The sequence below is a fragment of the Thermovibrio guaymasensis genome, from assembly GCF_003633715.1.
Lineage (GTDB): Bacteria > Aquificota > Aquificia > Desulfurobacteriales > Desulfurobacteriaceae > Thermovibrio > Thermovibrio guaymasensis.
Genome location: NZ_RBIE01000005.1, coordinates 1 through 20,361, shown reverse-complemented (window position 1 = coordinate 20,361; position 20,361 = coordinate 1). Strand labels below are relative to the sequence as shown.

Annotated in this window: 18 protein-coding genes, 1 rRNA gene and 1 riboswitch; of the genes, 10 read left to right on the top strand and 9 right to left on the bottom strand. The window is 43.0% G+C overall.

Annotated features, from left to right (window positions below):
• Nucleotides 1–195: 195 nt before the first annotated feature.
• Together C7457_RS07950 and C7457_RS07945 are read right to left on the bottom strand one after the other, a co-directional pair.
• Complete coding sequence (locus C7457_RS07950) at nt 196–978, bottom strand: class I SAM-dependent methyltransferase (protein WP_121171799.1); 783 nt, start codon at nt 976–978, stop codon at nt 196–198.
• A 3-nt stretch (nt 979–981) separates the two neighbouring features.
• Nucleotides 982–1,251: a GNAT family N-acetyltransferase gene (locus C7457_RS07945; protein WP_170137393.1), complete on the bottom strand. Its 270-nt coding sequence runs from the start codon at nt 1,249–1,251 to the stop codon at nt 982–984.
• A 315-nt stretch (nt 1,252–1,566) separates the two neighbouring features.
• Nucleotides 1,567–1,755, top strand: a riboswitch (cobalamin riboswitch).
• Nucleotides 1,756–1,893: 138 nt separating this feature from the next.
• On the opposite strand from C7457_RS07945, the gene metE reads away from it, so the two are divergent.
• The 4 genes from metE (at nt 1,894) to nrdD (C7457_RS07925) (ending at nt 6,882) form a co-directional block, all read left to right on the top strand.
• Nucleotides 1,894–4,053, top strand: coding sequence for a 5-methyltetrahydropteroyltriglutamate--homocysteine S-methyltransferase (metE, locus tag C7457_RS07940; protein ID WP_121171794.1), 2,160 nt, complete (start codon nt 1,894–1,896; stop codon nt 4,051–4,053).
• 93 nt (nt 4,054–4,146) lie between these two features.
• On the top strand, nt 4,147–4,800 hold the full coding sequence (locus tag C7457_RS07935; RefSeq protein WP_121171792.1) for a radical SAM protein: 654 nt from the start codon (nt 4,147–4,149) through the stop codon (nt 4,798–4,800).
• The gene (gene nrdD / locus C7457_RS07930; RefSeq protein WP_121171791.1) at nt 4,800–6,356 is read left to right on the top strand and encodes an anaerobic ribonucleoside-triphosphate reductase; all 1,557 of its coding nucleotides are present in this window, start codon (nt 4,800–4,802) and stop codon (nt 6,354–6,356) included. The genes C7457_RS07935 and nrdD (C7457_RS07930) overlap by 1 nt, the downstream gene beginning before the upstream one ends.
• Nucleotides 6,343–6,882 (top strand): anaerobic ribonucleoside-triphosphate reductase, encoded by a 540-nt coding sequence (gene nrdD / locus C7457_RS07925; RefSeq protein WP_121171788.1) that lies wholly within the window; start codon nt 6,343–6,345, stop codon nt 6,880–6,882. The genes nrdD (C7457_RS07930) and nrdD (C7457_RS07925) overlap by 14 nt, the downstream gene beginning before the upstream one ends.
• On the opposite strand, the gene C7457_RS07920 is transcribed toward nrdD (C7457_RS07925), so the two are convergent.
• Nucleotides 6,875–8,479: a putative bifunctional diguanylate cyclase/phosphodiesterase gene (locus C7457_RS07920; protein WP_121171786.1), complete on the bottom strand. Its 1,605-nt coding sequence runs from the start codon at nt 8,477–8,479 to the stop codon at nt 6,875–6,877. The two genes, nrdD (C7457_RS07925) and C7457_RS07920, sit on opposite strands and share 8 nt — an antisense overlap.
• Nucleotides 8,480–8,602: 123 nt before the next feature.
• Here C7457_RS07920 and C7457_RS07915 point away from each other — a divergent pair, with 123 nt between their 5' ends.
• Entirely contained in the window at nt 8,603–9,667 is a 1,065-nt protein-coding gene (locus tag C7457_RS07915) for a L,D-transpeptidase family protein (RefSeq protein WP_121171784.1), read from the top strand.
• Nucleotides 9,637–10,722 (top strand): M14/M99 family metallopeptidase, encoded by a 1,086-nt coding sequence (locus C7457_RS07910; RefSeq protein ID WP_121171782.1) that lies wholly within the window; start codon nt 9,637–9,639, stop codon nt 10,720–10,722. Before C7457_RS07915 ends, C7457_RS07910 begins: the two co-directional genes overlap by 31 nt.
• 18 nt (nt 10,723–10,740) lie before the next feature.
• Here the strand turns inward: C7457_RS07910 and C7457_RS07905 are convergent, their stop codons facing one another.
• Nucleotides 10,741–11,298 carry an acyl-CoA thioesterase gene (locus C7457_RS07905; protein WP_121171780.1) on the bottom strand — a complete coding sequence of 186 codons (558 nt, stop codon included), beginning with the start codon at nt 11,296–11,298 and terminating at the stop codon, nt 10,741–10,743.
• Nucleotides 11,298–14,519: a carbamoyl-phosphate synthase large subunit gene (gene carB, locus C7457_RS07900; protein ID WP_121171871.1), complete on the bottom strand. Its 3,222-nt coding sequence runs from the start codon at nt 14,517–14,519 to the stop codon at nt 11,298–11,300. Before carB ends, C7457_RS07905 begins: the two co-directional genes overlap by 1 nt.
• Before the next feature lie 85 nt (nt 14,520–14,604).
• Between carB and C7457_RS07895 the strand changes: the two genes are divergently transcribed.
• Genes C7457_RS07895 through C7457_RS07880 form a run of 4 tightly spaced genes read left to right on the top strand, consistent with a single transcriptional unit; the run spans nt 14,605 to nt 17,760 of the window.
• Complete coding sequence (locus tag C7457_RS07895; protein ID WP_121171778.1) at nt 14,605–15,108, top strand: adenylate kinase family protein; 504 nt, start codon at nt 14,605–14,607, stop codon at nt 15,106–15,108.
• Entirely contained in the window at nt 15,083–16,420 is a 1,338-nt protein-coding gene (gene rsmB / locus C7457_RS07890) for a 16S rRNA (cytosine(967)-C(5))-methyltransferase RsmB (RefSeq protein ID WP_245939621.1), read from the top strand. The genes C7457_RS07895 and rsmB overlap by 26 nt, the downstream gene beginning before the upstream one ends.
• An 18-nt stretch (nt 16,421–16,438) precedes the next feature.
• The gene (locus tag C7457_RS07885; protein ID WP_121171777.1) at nt 16,439–17,077 is read left to right on the top strand and encodes an HDOD domain-containing protein; all 639 of its coding nucleotides are present in this window, start codon (nt 16,439–16,441) and stop codon (nt 17,075–17,077) included.
• Nucleotides 17,078–17,109: 32 nt separating this feature from the next.
• Complete coding sequence (locus C7457_RS07880; RefSeq protein WP_121171776.1) at nt 17,110–17,760, top strand: HDOD domain-containing protein; 651 nt, start codon at nt 17,110–17,112, stop codon at nt 17,758–17,760.
• On the opposite strand, the gene truD is transcribed toward C7457_RS07880, so the two are convergent.
• The 4 genes from truD to rrf all read right to left on the bottom strand — a co-directional run.
• Nucleotides 17,744–18,919, bottom strand: a complete 1,176-nt coding sequence (gene truD, locus C7457_RS07875; RefSeq protein WP_121171775.1) for a tRNA pseudouridine(13) synthase TruD — start codon at nt 18,917–18,919, stop codon at nt 17,744–17,746. The two genes, C7457_RS07880 and truD, sit on opposite strands and share 17 nt — an antisense overlap.
• A complete protein-coding gene (locus C7457_RS07870) occupies nt 18,916–19,410 on the bottom strand; it encodes a D-glycero-alpha-D-manno-heptose-1,7-bisphosphate 7-phosphatase (protein WP_121171773.1) in 495 nt (164 codons plus the stop codon). The genes truD and C7457_RS07870 overlap by 4 nt, the downstream gene beginning before the upstream one ends.
• Before the next feature lie 10 nt (nt 19,411–19,420).
• Entirely contained in the window at nt 19,421–20,008 is a 588-nt protein-coding gene (locus tag C7457_RS07865; protein ID WP_245939620.1) for a M23 family metallopeptidase, read from the bottom strand.
• A 270-nt stretch (nt 20,009–20,278) separates the two neighbouring features.
• Nucleotides 20,279–20,361 (bottom strand): 5S ribosomal RNA (rrf, locus tag C7457_RS07860); the annotation flags it as partial.

Here is a 20,361-nt window from a genome sequence, read left to right as displayed (position 1 = left end):
ACTGTAAAGGGTTAAAACTCAAGGCAGTCCGTTTGAAAGGGCTGATTTACAACCCATATTAAACATTTGAACTAAAGTGCAAAACTTATCTTCTTAAATAAGAAAAGATTTTTAACCAAAGAAAGAAAAAAACCTTAGGACCCACAGGGCTTCCTTCAAAGGGGAATACAACATTTAACCTCTATTATCAAGAAGTTAAACTTCCTTATAGAGGTACTCAATCCTGGTTGAGGAAGGAAGAGATAAGTAGTCGGAGAGGAAAGGAAAGAGCTCCTTAACACCTTTGTTTACCTTTATAACGACCCTCTTCCTTGCAACCCTTTCAGCTTCTCTGAGGACTTCCGGGGAAACGAAGTCCTTCGGAGCAACCTCCCTAAAGGGCATCATAACGCCGTCCTTCCACTTTGGCTTTACAAACATCGGGGAAAAATAGACGATATCGTAAGATTTATCAGGCTGGGCCTTTAGGAATTGATAGTTATCGGCTAGAACAGGCCTAACTAGAGAGTAGGCAAACTCTGCAACCTTTAACCTCCCTTTAGGCTTAAAGGTCTCAAGCCCCCTCTTAACAATCTCATAGATTACAGGTTCCTTCTCAAGACCGACCACAGGCATTTTACTTACAAAGGCAGCCATGAGTGCGTCCTGAGCAAGGCCGAGGTTACAGTCAAGGACAGTCTCACCCTCCTTTAAGTCCATAGCCTCAACCATTGACTCCTTTCCACTTTCAAGGTAGTTAATCAGCCTGATCTTAAAAAGACCGGGGTGAAAGAAGAGCTTCTGTCCCTTAAGGGTGTGAAGGGTTAGGTTAAGGTCCTTTCCAACAACTAAGACCGGCCTCTTATACTCCCTCTTTATAGATGAAAGGGTCCTGTGGCGACGCTTAACTAAGGGAGCTCCAAGCTCAGAAGAAAGCCTTTGGGCCTCAGCTATCATCTCGGGAGTAGGCCTTCTATCGGTAGTTACAACAACCTCCATGAACTACTCCACTAGAAGATCAGGCCTGTTCCTCTGGAGGTACTTGAGAGTGTAGGAACAGAGAGGATAGATCTTATAACCGTTCTCCTGGGCATAGTCAACGAGTTTGGCAGTTAACTTACCTGCAATTCCTTTACCCCTGTGGCTTTCAGGAACGTAAGTAGTACTAACAACCAACACCTTTTTCTCGTCGTCTACTCCAAAGGTTATAAAAGCCTCTTCCTCAGAGTTTAACTTAATATAGACCCTACCTGCCTCTACCTTAACTTCCAAACTAGACCCCATCCTATATAGTTGTGGTATTATTATACGCGCAAAATTCCAAAATAACAGCGGGGGGAAACGTTGGGCCTCAGGGACCTGTTCCTCTTAATAGTCTTCTTTGGTTTTATCTGGTACATCCTTGAGGAGTTTTACGACAAAATAGATAGGATCATCTAAAGAGCTAACCTAATTGTGAGGAAAGAGTATGTCGGATTCTTTCCTCCTCTAGGAAATAATAGCAATAGTTGGCTTAATGGCCTTCTTCTGGCTTCAGCTTGAAAAGCTCTACAGAAAACTTCCCTTTTCCTAACGGGAAGATTTTCCTAAAATTAGCCTGTCTCGGGTGAACGGGAAGTCCGGTGAAAGTCCGGCGCTGTCCTCGCAACCGTGAGCAGGCATTAATAAAGGGCTGTAAACCACTGGGGTGGAAAGGTTAAAGGCCTCCACCCTGGGAAGGTTTACAGCTTCAAAAAGCCTGCGAGCCGGGAGACCGGCCCGAGATGGGCAGGTGAAACACCTGCCCCTTCGCGTCCTGCGGGGGTTCGGGACGCGGGAAAGAAGAAGGGGCTTTTTTTTCTCTTTTGCCTCCTCTTTTTCCCGCTTCAAGAACCGCCTGCAGGCGTTTAAAAAAACGCCGCAGGAGGTAGAAAAATGAAAACCTACGCTTACGGTTTCCCCAGACTGGGGAAAAACAGGGAATTCAAAAGACTGGTAGAGGGCTTTTGGGACGGAAAGCTCTCTGAAAAGGAACTCCTTAAGGGAATTGAGGAGCTAGACAGGAAGAGGGAAGAAGCCTACAGTAAAGTTGACGGCCATCCAACCGGAGAGATGACGCTGTACGACCACATGGTTGACCAGGCAGTCCTCTTCGGTCTCTACACTGCAAAGTCCCTTCAAGAGTACTTTGAGCTGTGTAGAGGGAAAAATGCCCTCCACATGAGAAAGTGGTTTAACACTAACTACCACTACCTCGTCCCAGACTTCACCGGAAAGGAACTATCCCTTTCAGACCTTCCCTACCCAAAGTGGAAAAGGAGATCTTCAAACGCCTACATAATTGGACCTTTCACTTTTGTAAAGCTCTCCAGGGGAGTCAAGGAAGAGGAATTTAAAGAGAGGGTTAAAGAGGTTGCAGCCCTAACGGCCCGCTTCGTTAAAGAGATGGAGTTTAAAAGCCTCCACGTTGACGAGCCTGCACTTGCTCTGGAGCTCTCAAAGGAGGAGTGGGAAGTTTTAAAGGAGGCCTACGAAGAGCTTGCAGGGACGGGAATTCCAGTAAACCTCTTTACCTACTACGGCAGTATAGATAATCTAAAGGAACTCTTTGAACTTCCAGTCAAGGGAATCGGCATTGACCTAATCCACGACGGTGGAGAGAACTTAAAACAGCTAAGGGAGATTGAGAGCGATAAAAGGCTCTTTGCGGGAGTAGTTGACGGGAGAAACGTATGGAGGAACGACCTATTTAAAACGGCTGAGAAATTAAAGGAGCTGAAATGGAAGTTTAATACCGTAATAACCAACGCAGCCCCCCTGTTCCACCTGCCGGTAAGCTTTTCCGGAGCAACTCTTCCTGAGGAACTCTTAAAGAAAGTCGCCTTTGCTCAGGAGAAATTGGAAGAGCTAAACCTACTGGTCGAAGTCTTAGAAGGGGAAACTGAGAGAGCAGAGGAGTGGGTAGAAGGTTTAAAAATCCCCTTCGGAAGAATTGAAAGAGTTAGGGAGAGGGTGGCAGCCCTTAAAGAGGAGGACTTCATAAGGAAACCGGCCTACCCTGAAAGGGAGAGAGTTCAGAAGGAAGCTCTGAAACTCCCCCTCTTTCCGACAACAACAATAGGGTCATTCCCCCAAACGGAAGAAGTTAGAAGGATAAGGCTTTTAAGGAAAAAGGGGAAACTCTCCCAGGAGGACTACGACACCTTCATCAGGGGTGAAATAGCAAAGGCAATTCAGATTCAGGAGGAACTCGGCCTTGACGTTCTGGTCCACGGTGAGTTTGAACGGAGCGACATGGTGGAGTACTTTGCAGAAAAGATGAAGGGAATTGCGACAACCGGCAACGGCTGGGTAATTTCCTACGGAACCAGGTGCTATAGACCTCCGATTATCTACGGAGACGTAGAGAGAGACGGCCAGATGACAGTTAAGGAAATTGGCTTTGCCCAAAGTTTAACCCAAAAGCCTGTAAAGGGAATGCTTACCGGCCCAACTACAATAATAGCCTGGAGCTTTGTGAGAGAGGACCTACCCTTAAGGGAGGTTGCCTACCAGATTGCCCTTGCCCTTAAGGATGAAATAGCAGATTACGAGAAAGAGGGAATAAAAATCGTCCAGATAGACGAACCGGCAATAAGGGAAAAGGCACCCCTTAAGAAGAGGGAGTGGAAAGAGTACTTTGACTGGGCAGTTAAAGCCTTCAGACTCTGCCACAGCTCCGTAAAGCCTGAAACACAAATCCACACCCACATGTGCTACTCTGAGTTTAGCGAGATTATAGAGTACATACTCTTGATGGACTTTGACGTTATATCCATTGAAGCAACCCGCTCTAAGGGCGACATAGTGGAGGCCTTTGAAAAGGTTAACTTTGATAGGCAAATAGGCCTTGGAGTCTGGGATATCCACTCCCCCTACGTACCTTCAGTTGAGGAAATGGAAGAGATAGTCAAGAGAGCGCTCAGGGTAATCCCAAAAGAGAAGTTCTGGGTAAACCCAGACTGCGGACTTAAGACGAGGCGATGGGAAGAGGTAATTCCGGCTTTAAGGAACCTGATTAAACTTGCCCTTAAGTTAAGGGAAGAAAAACAATAACAAACAAGACCATCCTCCCGGGGAGGCCTCCCGGCCTCCACTTTTTCTCAGGAACTCACTATTATTCTTTATGAACTTTTTGAGAGAGAGAAAATGGAAACTCCCTTCCTGAAGGTTGAAATTCCAACAACTTTTAAAGACCATCCCGGCGTCTTTTCAGCAGCCCTCTATACAAAGATTCACCAGTGCAACCTCAACTGCTACCAGTGCCACAACCGTCACTATTTCAAAGGAGAAGAAGAGTTCTTCACCGAAAAAGAACTGAGGGAAAAACTTAAAATGCTAAAACTCCTAGGGGTGGAACTGGTAATAGTTTCAGGAGGAGAACCTACCTTAGAAGATAGGCTTGAAGAAGGGCTAAGAGTAATCAAGGAAGAAAACTTCCCCGTGAGGGTTGATACAAACGGAACCTGCCCAGAAAGGGTTGAAAAACTGATAAAAAATAGGTTAATAGATGGACTAGCCGTTGACGTGAAAATTCCACTCCTAGATGACTACACCCCCGACCAGCTAAAACGCTTTATGAGGATTCTCTTTTCAAGAGAAGATTTAGAACCTTCGGCAGTTTATAACTATTCAAAGAAACTGAGAATTACAATAGAAATAATAAAGAGATACACTTTGCCTTACACCATCTTCAGAACTGTTAAATACCCTCTCCTTACCGAATCAGAAATTGAGCTGATAAGGAAGGAGCTAAAATCTTTTCCACATCAGGTTAACCCGTTCTACCCCGTGGAGGAGTAATGAACAAGTACTTCAAACTGATAGAGCTCTTCATAGACAACGACGACATCTCAAGGAACAACGCTAACTTCGTTAGAGGAGTTCCCGTCCTTGAGCACGTTGTAGTTGGCGAAGTAATGAAAGACTACCTATTTGACATTATCTATAAAGGCCTTCCAGTGAGAATACACCATGAAGAGGGGTGGGCATACCACCACCAGACCTACAGGCTATCTGCTTACTGTATAGGATTATCCGCAAAGGACATTGCATACCATGGACTTCAAAGCAACGCAAAGAACGAAAGGAAGGCGGCTCCTCCAAAGAGACTGGAAACTCTCTTTATGCAGTGTGCAAACTTAATATGCCTCATAGCTCAGGAGGTTTCCGGAGCTACTTCCCTTAACGACCTATCAACCGTAGCTGCAGGTTACCTGTACTACTTGGAAAAAGAGGGAAAGAAGAGCTACTCCGACTATGAGCTTGAAAACCTGTGGCAGGAATTCCTCTACAACATAAACCTTCCATTTAGAAGTGGAAACTCTCCATTTTCAAACATTACACTTGACTTTGGAAAACCAAACAGCCGTCTGAGGTACGAACCGGTAGTCTACGCAGGAAAATTACTGAATATAACCTATGAAAAAATCCCTTCCCACTACTTTGACAGGATCAACACCGCCTTTATAAAGGCAATGAGAAGGGGAGATGCAGACGGAAACCCGTTCACCTTCCCGCTGATAACGGTAAACATAACTGAAGACTTTGACAGCAACAACCCAGCCTGGAAACTACTGCTTAAAGAGAGCGAATTCTTCGGAGGGTTCTACGTTCAGAACTACCTTAAGGAACCCTTCACAAAACCTTCAAAGTACAAAGAGAAAAACCCATTCATAAAACCTTTTGACGAGGGAATGATCTACAGTAACTGCTGTAGAATGCTCTTTGACATTTCCCAGGTAGAGGCAGTAACCGGCTCAAACCCGTTTCACTCTGGAAGCGGCGTCGGTGGAGTAGGAGTTTACGCAATTAATATGAACAGGCTCCTCTTTTTAGCAAAAGACGACTTTGAGTTCTTAAAGAGGATGATTGATTACACAATGGAAGTTGGAGCAAAAGCCCTCCAGAGGAAGAGAGAGTGGCTAAGAAAACACTGGAACGACCTCTTTCCTTACCTTTCCTTCTACCAAAAGGACGATAAATCGCTCTTTAACATCTTCTCGGTAGTTGGAGTCCACGAAGGAATGGTAAATGCAGGTTTTAAAGGTGGACTCTTTAACGAAGAGGCAAAGGACTACGCCCATCAGATTGCTCAGTACTTGTATAAAAAACTCCACGAGTTCATGGAAAAGGACAGGGTCCTCTACTCCCTGGAATACGCACCCAGCGAAAACGCTGCCTGCAAAATGGCAGAGAAGGACATATCCTTTGCAAACGCAGTTGCAGAGATACTCAACGGCGAAAGGAAACCAGAAATCTCTAAAGACCCCTACCTGAACCTGTTCGTTAAGGAAGCAATAACAAAGTTTGGGGAAGATCTCTTTGAAAGGGTGGAGGTTGAAGATGAATACTGTTAGTAAGAAGAGAGTTAAAGCCAGAATCTTTGTAAACGGAGATCCAAATAGTGGCAAGGTCTTCCTAACATCAGGGTTTCAAGCTCCTTTTCAGGAAGGAGATCTCCTTAAGCAGATTGACGTAAACTCTCACTTCCAGAGCTACGCTACAGGCGGAAGTATCATGCACCTGTTCACCGCAGAGGAGATGAAGCCTGAAGAACAGGAAAGGTTAATCTTTTCAATAATAAAGAACTTTCCAATTCAATACTTAACAAAAACTCCCTTTTTAACAACATGTAACTCCTGTGGCCACAAGATGGTCGGAAGGAAAACAGAGTGTGAAGTTTGCGGTTCAGAAGACGTTACTCTCTGGAGCAGGCCAATAGGTTACTTTAGACCAGTAATGAGGGGAAAAGTGAGGAAGGACTTTAAAGGCGCCAAGTACCTCTTTTGGCTCTCTGGAAGGGTTGAGGACTTTGCCACAAGGAAGGAAGTTAGGAAAGATGACGTTGAAGAGATTGTAAGGGAAATCTCCTCAATTACTTAACTCCCTTTGGCCTTAAATATCCTTTCTTTAAAAGCTCCACAAACTCTCTAAACTCAACGGGTGGGGAAAAGAGAAATCCCTGCCCTTCACTACATCCTACCCTCCTCAAAATTGGAACCTGATCTTTCCTCTCTATACCTTCGGCAACGGTTCTCATGGAAAGAAGCGAAGCTACATCAACGGCAAACTTTACAATACCGAGAATTTCCGGGTCTTTGTCAACGTCCTTGATAAAGGCCCTATCAATTTTTAACTCACAAGCCTTTAAAAGCTTCAGCCTTGAAAGGGAAGAGTATCCCATACCAAAGTCATCTATTGAGATTCCTATCCCCATCTTCCTCAACTGGGAAATAGTCTCTACTATACATTCATCATCAAGGGAGGCTTCCGACTCGGTAATCTCAAAAATGAACCTATTCCCCTCAAGAGAGAACTTCTTAAGGAGTTTTTTAACAAAGCGAACAAACTGTCTATCTGCAAGTTGAACGTATGAAATGTTTACAGAAATAGGAACCCCAAAGCCCTTTTCCTCAAGGAGCTTTGTGTAGTAAAAGGATTTTTCCAGAATCTTTCTTCCAACATCGTACATAAGACTGTACTCAACTATTACTGGAATCGCATCAGCAGGAGGAACTGAGCATCTCATTAGAGCTTCAGCACCAACAATTTTAAAAGTCTGAAGTTCCACCTTTGGCTGGAAGATAACCTCAATCCTTCCTTCATTTAAGTCATCTTTAACTTTAGTCAGAATTTCAATAACCTTGTTTGGAACATCAAGTTCTGCAGAGAAGATTAAAAAAGGCCTTTTTCTCTTTAAAGCTTCCCTCTGGGCTATTTCTGCCTTTGATATTACGTTCCTGCCGTGCTCTGGGAAAAAGGCTACCCCTACATTAACAGATAGATAAACCTTTTCCCCTTTAACCTCAAAGGGATGGTTAAAGACAGAAAGGACCTCTTCAACAAAATTCAAAATATCCTTTCTACCATCTTTACAAACGAGTATAAATTTGTCTGAGTAGGATCTAAAGACCTTACACTTTTCACCTTCAAACTTATGTTTTAAACGCCTCAAAACATCGTTCAGAATTTTGTCTCCGTTAACTATACCGAAAACATCGTTTATCTTTGAAAAATCTTGAATATCAACAACTAAAACGGCAAACTTTTCCCCTTGAGATATAAGTTCTTTAACAAAATCGGCCTCGTTCCCCTCTTTCAAAGCTTTAAAGAGTAAATCACCGTTTAGGTACTTTGACGTAATGAAAACACCCCTAAACTCTAAAGAATTCCCCCCAACAACTAATTCAAACTTAATTTCAACTTCTAGGGAATTTCCCCTCTTTTTAAAGGAAAGCTTACACAAGTTTACCTTTTCAATTTCTCCCTCTATACTTTCAGAAACGAAGAAACTCTCCTCCTCCACTAACCACAGGGAATTTAGAAGTTTGGATAGCTCTTTCTTGAACTGCTCAAGGGAAAGCCCTTTACTGCCTTCTATGAGAGAAAGTAGCTTTGAAAAAAAGGCTTCAGTCTCAAGACGCCTAACTATAGGAAATTTCTCCGAAGAATCTATGGAAAACTCAAAAGAGAGCTCCAAAACAACCTCCCCATGCTATTAGTTCAGGTTTACACTAAATTTAATTAATTTGTACGTGAAGTACAATTGAATTTAGAAAAAATTTTTTAAAATAGCCCTCTAGCTAAGGCAAGGGGGAAAAGAATGAGAACTATTTTAAACTTACTGCTCATAGTAGTTTTTACTTTTATAGGTGCCCATAGTGAGACCTTGAATCAAATCCTATCTGAGATAGGAACGATATCCCCTGACGAACTCTCCAGGAAAATAGAGAAGTTACCTCAGGAAGAAAAGATTAAGCTTGAAATCCTTTTACTGAGCTACTCTGGAGAGGACAGGAAAGTTAAGGAACTCATAGATAAGCTCTACAGCGGAAAGTTGATAACGAACATTTTGGAACTCCCTAAGGACCTACCGGCAATAGTCGTTGACAAGACAAACGAAGTTCTTTACGTAGTAAAGATGGTTAAAGGAGCTCCCTTCATCGTTAGGAAGTTCCCCTGTATAACTGGAAAGAGGCCGGGAGACAAGCTTGAAGAGGGGGACCTAAGAACCCCTGAAGGAATCTACTTCCCCCTCTACTGGAAGTCTCACTTACCGCCAATCTACGGGCTTGGAGCGTTTCCCCTCAACTATCCAAACATCATAGACAGGAAAATCCTAAAGAAGGACGGCCACGGAATATGGATACACGGAACAAATAACCCTAACCGCCCTCCCCATAGCACCAACGGGTGCATAGTTTTAAAAAATGAATACTTAAAGGAAGTTAAAAGGCTAATAGTCCCTAAAAGGACGCCCGTCGTAATAGTTTCAAAACTATCACTATCCTCAAGAAATGAGTTCCTGAAAGAACAGAGGTCTATATTAAACTTTATTCTCCACTGGAAAAAAGCCTGGGAAGGAACTACCAGCGATATAAAACCCTACTTAAACTGCTACTCAAAGGAGTTTGTGTGGAAGGGAGGAGACTACAGAAGCTGGGAAAGGTATAAAAAAAGGATCTCAAGGCACAAGAGGTGGATAAGGATAAAGCTCTCAGACATTACGGCTGTAAAGGACGGTAGGCTCTTAAAGTTTGGAAACCTCTACGTAGTAAGGTTAAAAGTAAAATACGATTCAAACAACTACAGGTCTATAAGCAACAAAGTCCTCTATATAATTAAAGAGGGGAACAGATGGAAAATTATAGGAGAAGAGAATTTATAAAACTCCTTGGAATTGCTTCTTTTTTACCCATTTTAAAGTGGGAAGAAGCTTTAGCAGGTAGGGTAAACGCTGTTATAGAGCTTCCTCCCTTACCTTTCCAGGAAAGTCTAATAACCGGAGAGGAAAAGGGAGGAAGAATTTTAGTAGTTGGAGGAATCCACGGGAACGAACCGGGAGCTTACAAGGCAGCAGAGATTTTGAGGAACCTCAAAGTAAAGAAGGGGGAAATCTTAGTAGCCCCAAGAACAAACTTCGTCTCAATCCTTACAAACAAAAGGGGCTACAATGGGGATATGAACAGGAAGTTCGCCTCTATCTCTCCTAAAGACCCTGACTATCCGGCAGTTAAAAGGCTTAAAAGCCTAATCAAGGACTACAAACCTGACCTCCTCCTCACGTTACACGATGGATTCGGCTTCCACTCCTTAAACCCTAAAGCTTGGGGCCAATGTATCGTAATAGACGAGGAGAGGTACGGCGAGATAGAGCTTGGAAGGGAAGTTAGGTTAGTTTCAGAGAGGGTAAACAGGTTAATTAAACGTAGGAAGTGGAAAATACCGGTATTTAACACCCACACCTTTAGTAAGAACACAAAACACCCTGAACAGAGGAAATCACTAACCTACTTCTGCCTCAAAGAGTGTTCCGTCCCTGCAGTGTGCCTTGAGGTATCAAAACAGCTACCTGACCTTTACCACAAAGTAAGGTTTCACCTCCTTATGTTAAGGGAGTTCTTTAAAGTTCATGGAGTTGAAACAGAACCTTCCTTAGACTGGGTAATTGAAAACGTTGAAGAACTTCTAGAGCCGAAAGTTTACTACAGTGCAGAGCTCCTAATAAACGGAAGGAAAGTCACAGTTTCAGACAGCAAGACCTTCAAAATCCCAAAGGGAAGTAGAGTAAAGTTCCTCACCTTCAACGGAACAGGAGGAACGAACGCAATAACTGAAGATTTAAACTCAAACTTGAGAAAAGTAGGAATCAGGAAGAGAATATCATTCAAGGTAAAAGACGACTTTAAAGAGCTATTCTCTATAAGATTTATCGTTGGTTAAAGGGGGCAAAGCCCCCTATTAGTTATCCTCCGATGAAGGTTTACTCTCCTCAACCCTCTCAACAATGAGCTTCTTAAGTTTCTTAGATATGTCTTCCTTTGCCTCTTCCTGGGGTTTATCCTGGAGCTCTCCTTCCTTTATTATCCCCTTCTCTTTAAGGATTTCAAAGACTTTCTTTCCATAGGAAACCGGCCTTCCCTGAGGGTCAATAAAGATGTGCTGGGTAAATCCAACGGCCAGAACGGCCCCATCCCTTATAACTCTATAATCAAACCTTATTCCCCTTGTTCCGATGTTAGTTATCGCAGTCTCAAGGGTTATAAGGTCATCATAGACCACAGGCGCCATGTATCGGCAAGCAGCCTCAACAACCGGCATTAAAACACCTTCCTGCTGTAAAACCTTTCTGTATTCAATACCTAAAGCCCTAAAGAGCTCTGTTCTTCCCCTCTCAAAGAGCTCAAAGAACCTTGAATAGTACATTACTCCATAGGCATCAACCTCAGCCATTGAAACCCTGTAGGGCATACTTCCAACAATAACCTGAGGTTGCTGCTCCTTTTTCTCTTCAGCCATTATTTACCTCCGTAGTACTCCTGAAGTGGTTTAACGCACAACCTCTCTCTCCTCATAGACTCAATTGCCATGACGGCTGCCTGAGCCCCTCTTACAGTGGTATAGTAGGGAATCTTATAGTTAACAGCCAAGCGCCTTATACTGTAGGCGTCCTTCTTTGATTTACTTCCAGTAGGGGTGTTTATTATCAAGCAGATTTCACCGTTCTTTATAAGGTCTCCAACGTTGGGACGCCTTCCTTCCTGGATCTTATAGACAAGCTCAACGGGAATTCCCCTCTCCTTTAGGAACCTGTAAGTTCCCTCAGTTGAAACTACCTTAAAGCCCATATCTGAAAGTTTCTTTGCAATTCCGTAAATCTTCGGTTTGTCCTTATCCTTGACACTTATAAAGACCTTACCGCAGTTTGGATCAAGGGGTAGCCTTGAACCTGCTGCAAGCTGAGCCTTATAAAAGGCAACTCCTAAATCCTTATCTATTCCCATAACCTCACCGGTTGACTTCATCTCAGGACCCAAGACAGGGTCAACCTCTGGAAAGCGGTCAAACGGAAAGACTGCCTCTTTAACGGAGTAGTACTTTGGTTCTACCTCTTTAACTCCCAACTCTTTAAGGGTTTTACCCATTGCAACCTTTGTGGCAACTTTTGCAAGTGGAATTCCTGTAGCCTTACTAACGAAAGGAACAGTCCTTGAAGCCCTCGGGTTTACCTCAATTATGTAGATCTCATCATCCTTAACTGCAAACTGAATGTTTATAAGACCCTTAACTTTCAGCTCAAGGGCTATTTTCCTCGTTATCTCCTTAATCTCCTCAATAACCTCTTTACTGACTGAGAAAGTTGGAAGGACGCAGGCACTGTCTCCAGAGTGGATTCCAGCCTCCTCTATGTGCTCCATCACTCCACCAATGACAACGCTCTCCCCGTCAGCAACAGCATCAACGTCAAACTCTACAGCATCCTCAAGGAACTTATCTATCAGAACCGGCTTTTCCTCAGAAACCTCCACTGCCTCAGCCATGTACTGGCGGAGCTCATCAAGAGAGTAAACGATCCTCATCGCCCTTCCGCCGAGAACGTAGGAAGGCCTCATTAAAACTGGAAATCCAATCTCCTGGGCAATCCTCTCAGCCTCCTCAAGGGAACGGGCAATACCAGAAGGAGGTTGCTTTAAGCCCAATTTGTTGAGTAACTCCCTAAACCTCTCCCTATCCTCTGCAATATCAATACTTTCAGATGAAGTTCCAAGGATCCTCACCCCTTCCCTTTCAAGGGGAACTGAAAGTTTTAAAGGAGTTTGACCTCCAAACTGAACAATTACTCCCAGCGGTCTTTCCTTCTCAACAACGTTAAGGGCATCTTCTAGGGTTAAAGGCTCAAAGAAGAGCTTATCGGAAGTGTCGTAGTCAGTTGAGACGGTCTCAGGGTTACAGTTAACCATGTGGGCCTCATACCCTAAGTCCCTTAAAGCCCAAACTGCGTGAACGCAGCAGTAGTCAAACTCTACTCCTTGACCGATCCTGTTTGGCCCAGAACCAAAGACTATAACTTTCTCTCTGTTAGTAGGGTTGGCCTCACACTCTCTACCGTCGTAAGTTGAGTAGTAGTAAGGGGTGTAAGCCTCAAACTCTCCAGCACAGGTATCAACCGTCTTGTAGAGAACCGGAGATAGCTCTTTCCTCTTCTCCCTAACTTCCTTCTCAGTAGCTCCTACTAAATTGGCAATCTCCCTATCTGAAAAGCCCCATTTCTTAGCCCACTTTAAAAGGTCAGAGGGGAGAGTTTCTATAGTGTGTTTTTTAAGCTCCCCTTCTAATTCAATAAGCTGTTTAAGGTTGTTGAGGAACCAACGGTCTATCTTTGTTAGCTCATAGACCCTATCTAAGCTCCAATTCCTTCTAAAGGCTTCAGCTATAAACCAAACCCTATCGGCGTTTGGAACTGCAAGCTTTGTCTCAAGCTCAGAATCTGAAACCTCAGAAGCCCCCCTTAAACTTAGACCGTACCTTCCGATTTCTAAGGAACGAATGGCCTTATTTAGGGCCTCTTTAAAGGTCCTGCCTATGGCCATAACCTCACCGACAGACTTCATTCTGGTCGTAAGGGTAGGGTCTGCTTCGGGGAACTTCTCAAAGGCCCACCTTGGAAACTTAACAACGCAGTAGTCTATCGCTGGCTCAAAGGAGGCCGGTGTTTTCTTAGTAATATCGTTTGGAAGCTCATCTAAGGTATAGCCAACTGCAAGCTTTGCAGCAATCTTTGCAATTGGAAAACCTGTGGCCTTTGAAGCAAGGGCTGAAGAACGGGAAACCCTCGGGTTCATCTCAATTACGATGAACCTTCCATTTTCGGGGTTAACTGCAAACTGAACGTTTGAACCCCCGGTCTCTACGCCAATCTCCCTTATTATTGCAATTGCCGCATCCCTTAAGAGCTGATACTCCTTATCCGTTAAAGTTTGGGCAGGAGCTACTGTAATTGAGTCTCCAGTGTGAACTCCCATCGGGTCAAAGTTTTCAATAGAACAGATTATCACAACGTTATCGTTAAGGTCCCTCATTACCTCAAGCTCAAACTCTTTCCAGCCTAAAACGCTCTCCTCAATCAAGACCTCGCTTACAGGAGAAGCCGCAAGCCCTTTACGAACAATCTCCTTAAACTCCTCAACGTTGTAGGCAACTCCTCCACCCTCTCCACCGAGGGTAAATGCAGGACGGATAATTGCAGGAAGGCCGACGTACTCAAGGACTTCCATGGCCTCTTCAAGGGAATGGGCAACTCCGCTCTTGGGAACTTCAAGGCCGATTCTCAGCATTGCCTCTTTAAAGAGCTCCCTATCCTCGGCCTTCTTTATAGCCTCAACTTTTGCCCCAATGAGCTCAACTCCGTACTTCTCCAGTATACCTGCTTCATGAAGTTTAACTGCAAGGTTAAGGGCAGTCTGTCCTCCAACTGTCGGAAGGAGAGCGTCCGGCCTCTCCCTCTCAATAACTTTTTCAAGGACCTCAACGGTTAAAGGCTCAATGTAGGTTCTATCGGCAACGTCGGGGTCTGTCATGATAGTTGCAGGGTTTGAGTTAACAAGTACTACCTGATAACCTTCTTCCTTTAAAGCTTTACAAGCCTGAGTTCCAGAGTAGTCAAACTCAGCCGCCTGACCTATAACAATAGGCCCTGAACCAATTATCAAAATCTTCTTTAGGTCGGTTCTCTTAGGCAAGGGAGCCTCCTTAACCTCCTTGTTAACTGGAATATTACCAGAAGAGAGGCTAATTTTGTTAAAAAGGAAATTCTGAGAGGGTAAATTGAGAATAGGAATTACAGGAACCCCCGGAGTAGGTAAAACAACTGTAGGAAAGATCTTGTCCAAAAGGTTAAACCTCCCCCTATATAACCTGAGCAAGCTAATCAGAGAAGAGAGGCTTTACTCATCCTACGATAAAGAAAGGAACGCTTACGAGGTTGAACCTGAGAAACTCAGGAAGTTCTTTGAGGGAAAGGAAAGTTTCATAGCAGAAGGTCTAGTTGCTCACTACATACCTGTAGATTACCTTGTAATTTTAAGGGCAGAGCCGGAAGTTGTTAGAGAAAGGTTAAAGGAGAGGCCATACTCCCAAAGGAAAGTTGAGGAAAACGTAGAGGCAGAGAGGTTAGCAGTAATAGCAACTGAAGCCTTTGAGAATCCAAACTTTAAAAGAGTAATTCACATTGACACTACAAATAGGAGTCCTGAAGAGGTTGCCGAGATTGTAGAGAGGACAGTAAGTAAAGGGGAGGAACTCTTTGAAGAAGTTGACTGGCTGGAGTGAAAGGGCAAAGGCAATAAAAATCCTAACTCTCTTTGAGAAGGACAAAAAGTTAAGGGAGCACTTAGAGAAGGAGACTTCAGGGGTTGATCCCCAAGATAGAGCCTTCATAAGGGAAATAACCGCTGGAACAGTCCGCTACTTAAAACTTCTTGATTTCTCGGTTGAGAGAGCAACCGGAAAGAAGTTAAAGAAACAGTGTCCAATAGTCAGAAATGCCCTAAGGTTAATCGCCTACCAACTCTTCTTTACGGGAGTTCCTCCCTACGCTGCAGTAAATGAAACTGTAGAAGCAGTAAAGAGGCTCCTTAACAGGAAATCTGCAGGGTTTGTTAACGCCGTCTCAAAAAAGCTCGTAGGATTTGACTATAAAAGGGAAGTTAAAAGGATAGAGGACTACTACGAAAGGATCTCTACACTCTACTCCTTTGAAACCTGGATGGTTAAGAGGTGGGAAAACTTTTATGGAAAGGAGGAGCTCCAACCTCTCCTTGAAGGACTAAACAGGGTAGCTCCCCTCTTTTTAAGGGTAAACAGGATAAAGATAGACCAAAAAGAACTCATAAAAGTGTTAAGGGAAAGGAAAATAGAAGTTGAGCCTCACCCTTTCATCCCAGATATGATTAGGGTTAAGGGTAGGGTTTTAATTGAGGAGCTCCCAGGCTACAAAGAGGGCTATTTTTACATCCAAGACCCTGCCTCATACCTTGCAGCTTACCTTTTAGAGCCTAAACCGGGAGAACTAATTCTGGACGTTGGAGCAGCACCTGGAGGGAAGACAACTGCAATAGCCTCATTGACTAAAAACGGAGCGAAAATAGTCGCAGTTGACGTTAATCCAGAGAGAATGAACCTGTTAAAGAAAAACGCCGAAAGGTTGGGAGTAGAGAACCTGGAACTAGTTGTAACCGACATTTCTAAGGATGAGGACTTTATAAAACGCTACTACAAGAGTTTTGACAGGATTTTAATTGACGCTCCATGCTCTGCAACTGGAGTAATAAGGCGCCACCCAGAAGGTAAGTGGAACAAGTCAATAGAGCTCATAAAACACAATCAGAAAGTCCAGTGCCGCCTAATAAGAGCAGCCAAGGATCTACTAAAAGAAGGGGGGAAACTTCTATTTAGTGTTTGCTCCTTAGAGAGGGAGGAGGGAGAAAATAACCTGGAATTTGCCCTCAAAGAAGGCTTTAAAACTTTACCGTTTAATAACCTACCTAAAGAACTTAAACATCAATTTAAGGATGGGGGATTAAGGCTGTTTCCACATAAAAACGATACAGATGGATTTTTCTACACAAAACTAACCTGTTAATTTTGCTGGGAGAACAAAATGGAGGAAAAAGTCAACAGGCAAACCATCCTTAGGTTAATTAAGGCTCTAAATGATGAGGAGGAACTCTCAATCATATCCAAAATAATCTCTACCGATCCAGCTCTCACTGCTAAATTACTTAAATTCGTCAATTCTGCCTACTTTAGTTTAAAAAGAGAAATAGATTCTATTGAGGACGCGGTAGCATACTTAGGATACAGGAAACTGAGGGAAGTGGCCTTCTCAATTCTTCTCTCATCCATTTTAGTAAATAAGCCTAGAGAGGAGATATTAAAACTTCTTACTTTTGCTTATATAATGAAATTAACAGCCCAAAGAAGTGTGCCAGAACTTGCAGAAGAGGCATTCATGGTAGGAATCTTATGGCCTATTTATAAAGAAAATAAAGAGGAAACCTTAAAAATGCTTAAGGAAGCGAACGTGTCAAAAGTTGTAATTGAAGGTCTCAAAGACCCTAAAAGCCCTCTAGGAATCCTAAGAGTTTTTGCGGAGAAGCTCCTTCCTTACTGTGAAAAACTAAACAACAAAGAAGAAGTTGAAATCTCCGTAAAAACTGAAAAGTTTAAAAAAGAATTTTTAATAAACATTTGTCTAAGCGCAACCTTAGAAGCCGAAAAGATTATTGACCTGCTATAATGAACCCAGAATTTTTAGCTAAAGGAGGATCCATGTCTGAGATTGAGAGCTTAGAACTAAAAAGGGAGGTTATGCTAAGGTTAATAAGAGCTCTCCTTGACGGTGAGGAGCTTGAAGAGATAGCTAAGATAATAAGCATGGACCCTAACCTCTCTGCACGGCTTTTAAAGTTTATAAACTCTCCCTACTTTGGACTCAGAAAGGAAATTAGATCAATAATTCAAGCAATAGCTTACTTAGGATACAGGAACTTAAAAGATTACATATTTGTCCTCTTAACCTCGTCTTTCCTAAAAAAAGCAAATAAGGAAGAAATTAAGGAAATCTTAAAATTTGCCTTCTTAATGAGAGAATTAGCAAAAAGGCTTTTCCCAGAGTACGAAGATGAAGCCTACATGGTCGGAATTCTTGAGCCCGTCAGGGAAAAAGTAGGAGATGAAATTAAAGAGCTCCTTGAAAGGGCCGGAGTATCAGAAACCGTTATTTACGGTCTCCTCGACCCTGAAAGTAAACTTGGAAGACTTAAGGAAGAGGTAAAGCAGCTTATGAAAGTCTACGATAAGTTAGAAAAAGGCGACAACGTACAATTACCTCCTCTCCTCTCCCAACTCAGCAAAGAGGAGTTAATTGAAAGCTACATACTAGCCGAAGATAACGCTCAATCCCTCATATCTTACCTTTAAGTAAGAACCTTAAAAGAACAGTTGCATATGAACCTGGTGGGAGCGTGAAGGTTAACTTCATGCTCCTCTTCGTCTTCTCCAAAATCTTAAACCCTTCGGGAAAGACAACGGCTTTTCTTAAACCATCTGTCATAACAATAATTCCACCGACTTCCTTGTCAAACCACTCCTCTTTAATTCCGTACTTCCTAAAAACCTTTTTCATTATGCCCTTTAAAACTTCATCATTAACCCGAAACTCCCTACCAGTATAGGGAATCTGGAGTTGAATCAGGTAATCAACATCGTAAACTTCCAAAAAGTAAGAAAGTTTCCACTTATTTATGAAAGGAACTCTAACGAAGGGATACTTCTCTTCAACGTACTCCCTTAAAAACTCATTCCAGAGGAAGCTCTGAAATGCAAAATTGAACATAAGTCTAACGTTTTTAGGAAGGATCCTAAAGGCTTTCTCAGGAGTAAGGCCTCTCATAAGTCCTCTTATGAGGTCCTTCTCATACTCTTCAAGAGCAGGAGAAAGAGTCTTATACAACTTCTTCCAGTCTCCCCAAAAGTCAATTTGGGATTTACCGAAAAAGTAGCTCTTAAGAGCTCCATCAAAGTCCCCTCTGAGAAGGTATCTCAAAACAAAATCATCCCTACTCTTAACGCTTCCAAATCTCTGTTCTCCAAAGTAGTTTGGAAAACCGTACCTCCTTACCACTTCATAGTTCCTGTAAAACCTCTCCCTTAAGTTCTTCTCAAAGTTCCTTACAACCACGGTAAACTTATTACCCTTTAAATCCCCCAATCCTAAAGGCCTATTAACTTTCCCAATAGGCTTAATGCAGAAGCCCATCTCCTTATCAAAGTTGACCTTATCAACTTTCACCCACCTGTTCCTAACGATTTTGTAACAGGACTCCTCAAGGGAATACTCAACAGGAACTGTCAAGTACTGGGTAGTTACGGCGTAACGGTCTTTAAGACCTGCAAAACCTATATCCTTAAGGGGAATTTTCTCAAGGCGGGAGATAATCCTTAAAGCTTCAAGAGTGGATACATCTCTCTTTTTAAGTTCTAATAAATGGTACTTTCCCTCATCTTCCGGTTTTAAAAGGGGAACTTCCTCAACTACAAAATCTTCGGGCCTCGTTTTTATCTTACTGTAAAGCTTCACTTTTCCCCCACTATAAAACTAGCCGCCTTTAAGAAGTTCTCAAAACAAGGCACTCCCACCTTTATACCCCCTCTACAGCCTGCCCTAAAAGCAAGCTCAACGTCAATGTCCTTATCTCCTATTACAAAACTCTCTTTCACATCAATTTTCCACTTTTCAACGGCCTTTTCCACCATAAGGGTCCCGGGTTTTCTACACTTGCAGCCTTCACCAGGCCTGTGGGGACAGAAGAAGAAATCATCTATCTGGACATTAAAGTGTTCAAGGAGCTCCTGAAGTCTATAGTTAACTTCCCAAAACTCTCTCTCTGTAAAATAACCTCTCCCTATTCCCGACTGATTTGAAACCACAATTAATAAATAGCCTGCTTCTTTCAGGAGCTTTAACCCTTCACCTACTCCATCAAGAAGCTTCACCTTATCTACCTCATGAATGTAACCTGGGTCGTAAATGAGAGTATTATCCCTATCTAAGAAAACTGCCTTTCTCAAAGCTCCCTCACTACTGAAGTCTCTCCTTAAGAACGATCATAGGATCAGCCCTCTCTCCCTGAACGTAAAAACCAAAATGAAGGTGAGGTCCGGTACTCCTTCCAGTTGAACCGACCTCTCCTATAACCTGGCCGGCCCTTACAGATTGACCTTCTTTAACTTTAATTTTTGAAAGGTGGGCGTAAAGGGTGTGAACTCCTAATCCGTGATCAATAATAACAGTATTTCCAGTAAAGTATAAGTTCCGAGCAAGTACGACTTTCCCAGAAAGAGAAGCATAAACAGGAGTACCTCTTGGAGCTCTAAAATCTGTTCCCCAATGAATTGAACGCCTCTTACCGTTAATTATCCTCCTTGCTCCAAAAGGAGTCGTAACGATAAGCCTCCTAAGGGGTGGATATAGATGAGTTTCTTTAAATTTCTTCGGAGTTATCTCAGAAAGAACTTTCCTTAAAAGCCTACCCTCTCTCTTCACCCTCTCTAAAAGCTTTCCCCTTAAAGGCCTCTCCTTTACCCATATTCTTGATATCCTATACCTCTTTTTCCAAATGGGAAAAGTCCTGAGGAACAGTTTCTTATCCCCCTGATATAGGGTCAAAGTAAAATTCCCTTTGACAAAATAGGGAATAGAAAAGTAAAGCTCCTTACTTCCCTTTAAGTTTCTAAAAAACCATTTTCTTCCCCTGTAGCCTAAGACGGCTTTTGCCGGTAGATCGGAATCAAGCTTAAAGTAGCCTACAGTCCCTGGATACTTATAGGGTAAATAGAGGGAAAGAGGAAAAGCTTTAAGAGGAAAGAGAAATAAAAGAAGGAATAGCGTGATTAATCTAGCAGCCATAATTTTTAATTATAAACGAAAATAAAAAAAGCCTGGCACCGCCCTACTTTCCCACCCGCTCCCGCGGGCAGTATCATCGGCGCTGGCGGGCTTAACTTCCGAGTTCGGAATGG

Coding starts and splice junctions, on each gene's coding strand:
- C7457_RS07950 (WP_121171799.1), bottom strand. CDS start 978: ATGGAGGTTGTTGTAACTACCGATAGAAGGCCTACTCCCGAGATGATA.
- metE (WP_121171794.1), top strand. CDS start 1,894: ATGAAAACCTACGCTTACGGTTTCCCCAGACTGGGGAAAAACAGGGAA.
- C7457_RS07935 (WP_121171792.1), top strand. CDS start 4,147: ATGGAAACTCCCTTCCTGAAGGTTGAAATTCCAACAACTTTTAAAGAC.
- nrdD (WP_121171791.1), top strand. CDS start 4,800: ATGAACAAGTACTTCAAACTGATAGAGCTCTTCATAGACAACGACGAC.
- nrdD (WP_121171788.1), top strand. CDS start 6,343: ATGAATACTGTTAGTAAGAAGAGAGTTAAAGCCAGAATCTTTGTAAAC.
- C7457_RS07915 (WP_121171784.1), top strand. CDS start 8,603: ATGAGAACTATTTTAAACTTACTGCTCATAGTAGTTTTTACTTTTATA.
- C7457_RS07910 (WP_121171782.1), top strand. CDS start 9,637: ATGGAAAATTATAGGAGAAGAGAATTTATAAAACTCCTTGGAATTGCT.
- C7457_RS07905 (WP_121171780.1), bottom strand. CDS start 11,298: ATGGCTGAAGAGAAAAAGGAGCAGCAACCTCAGGTTATTGTTGGAAGT.
- C7457_RS07885 (WP_121171777.1), top strand. CDS start 16,439: ATGGAGGAAAAAGTCAACAGGCAAACCATCCTTAGGTTAATTAAGGCT.
- C7457_RS07880 (WP_121171776.1), top strand. CDS start 17,110: ATGTCTGAGATTGAGAGCTTAGAACTAAAAAGGGAGGTTATGCTAAGG.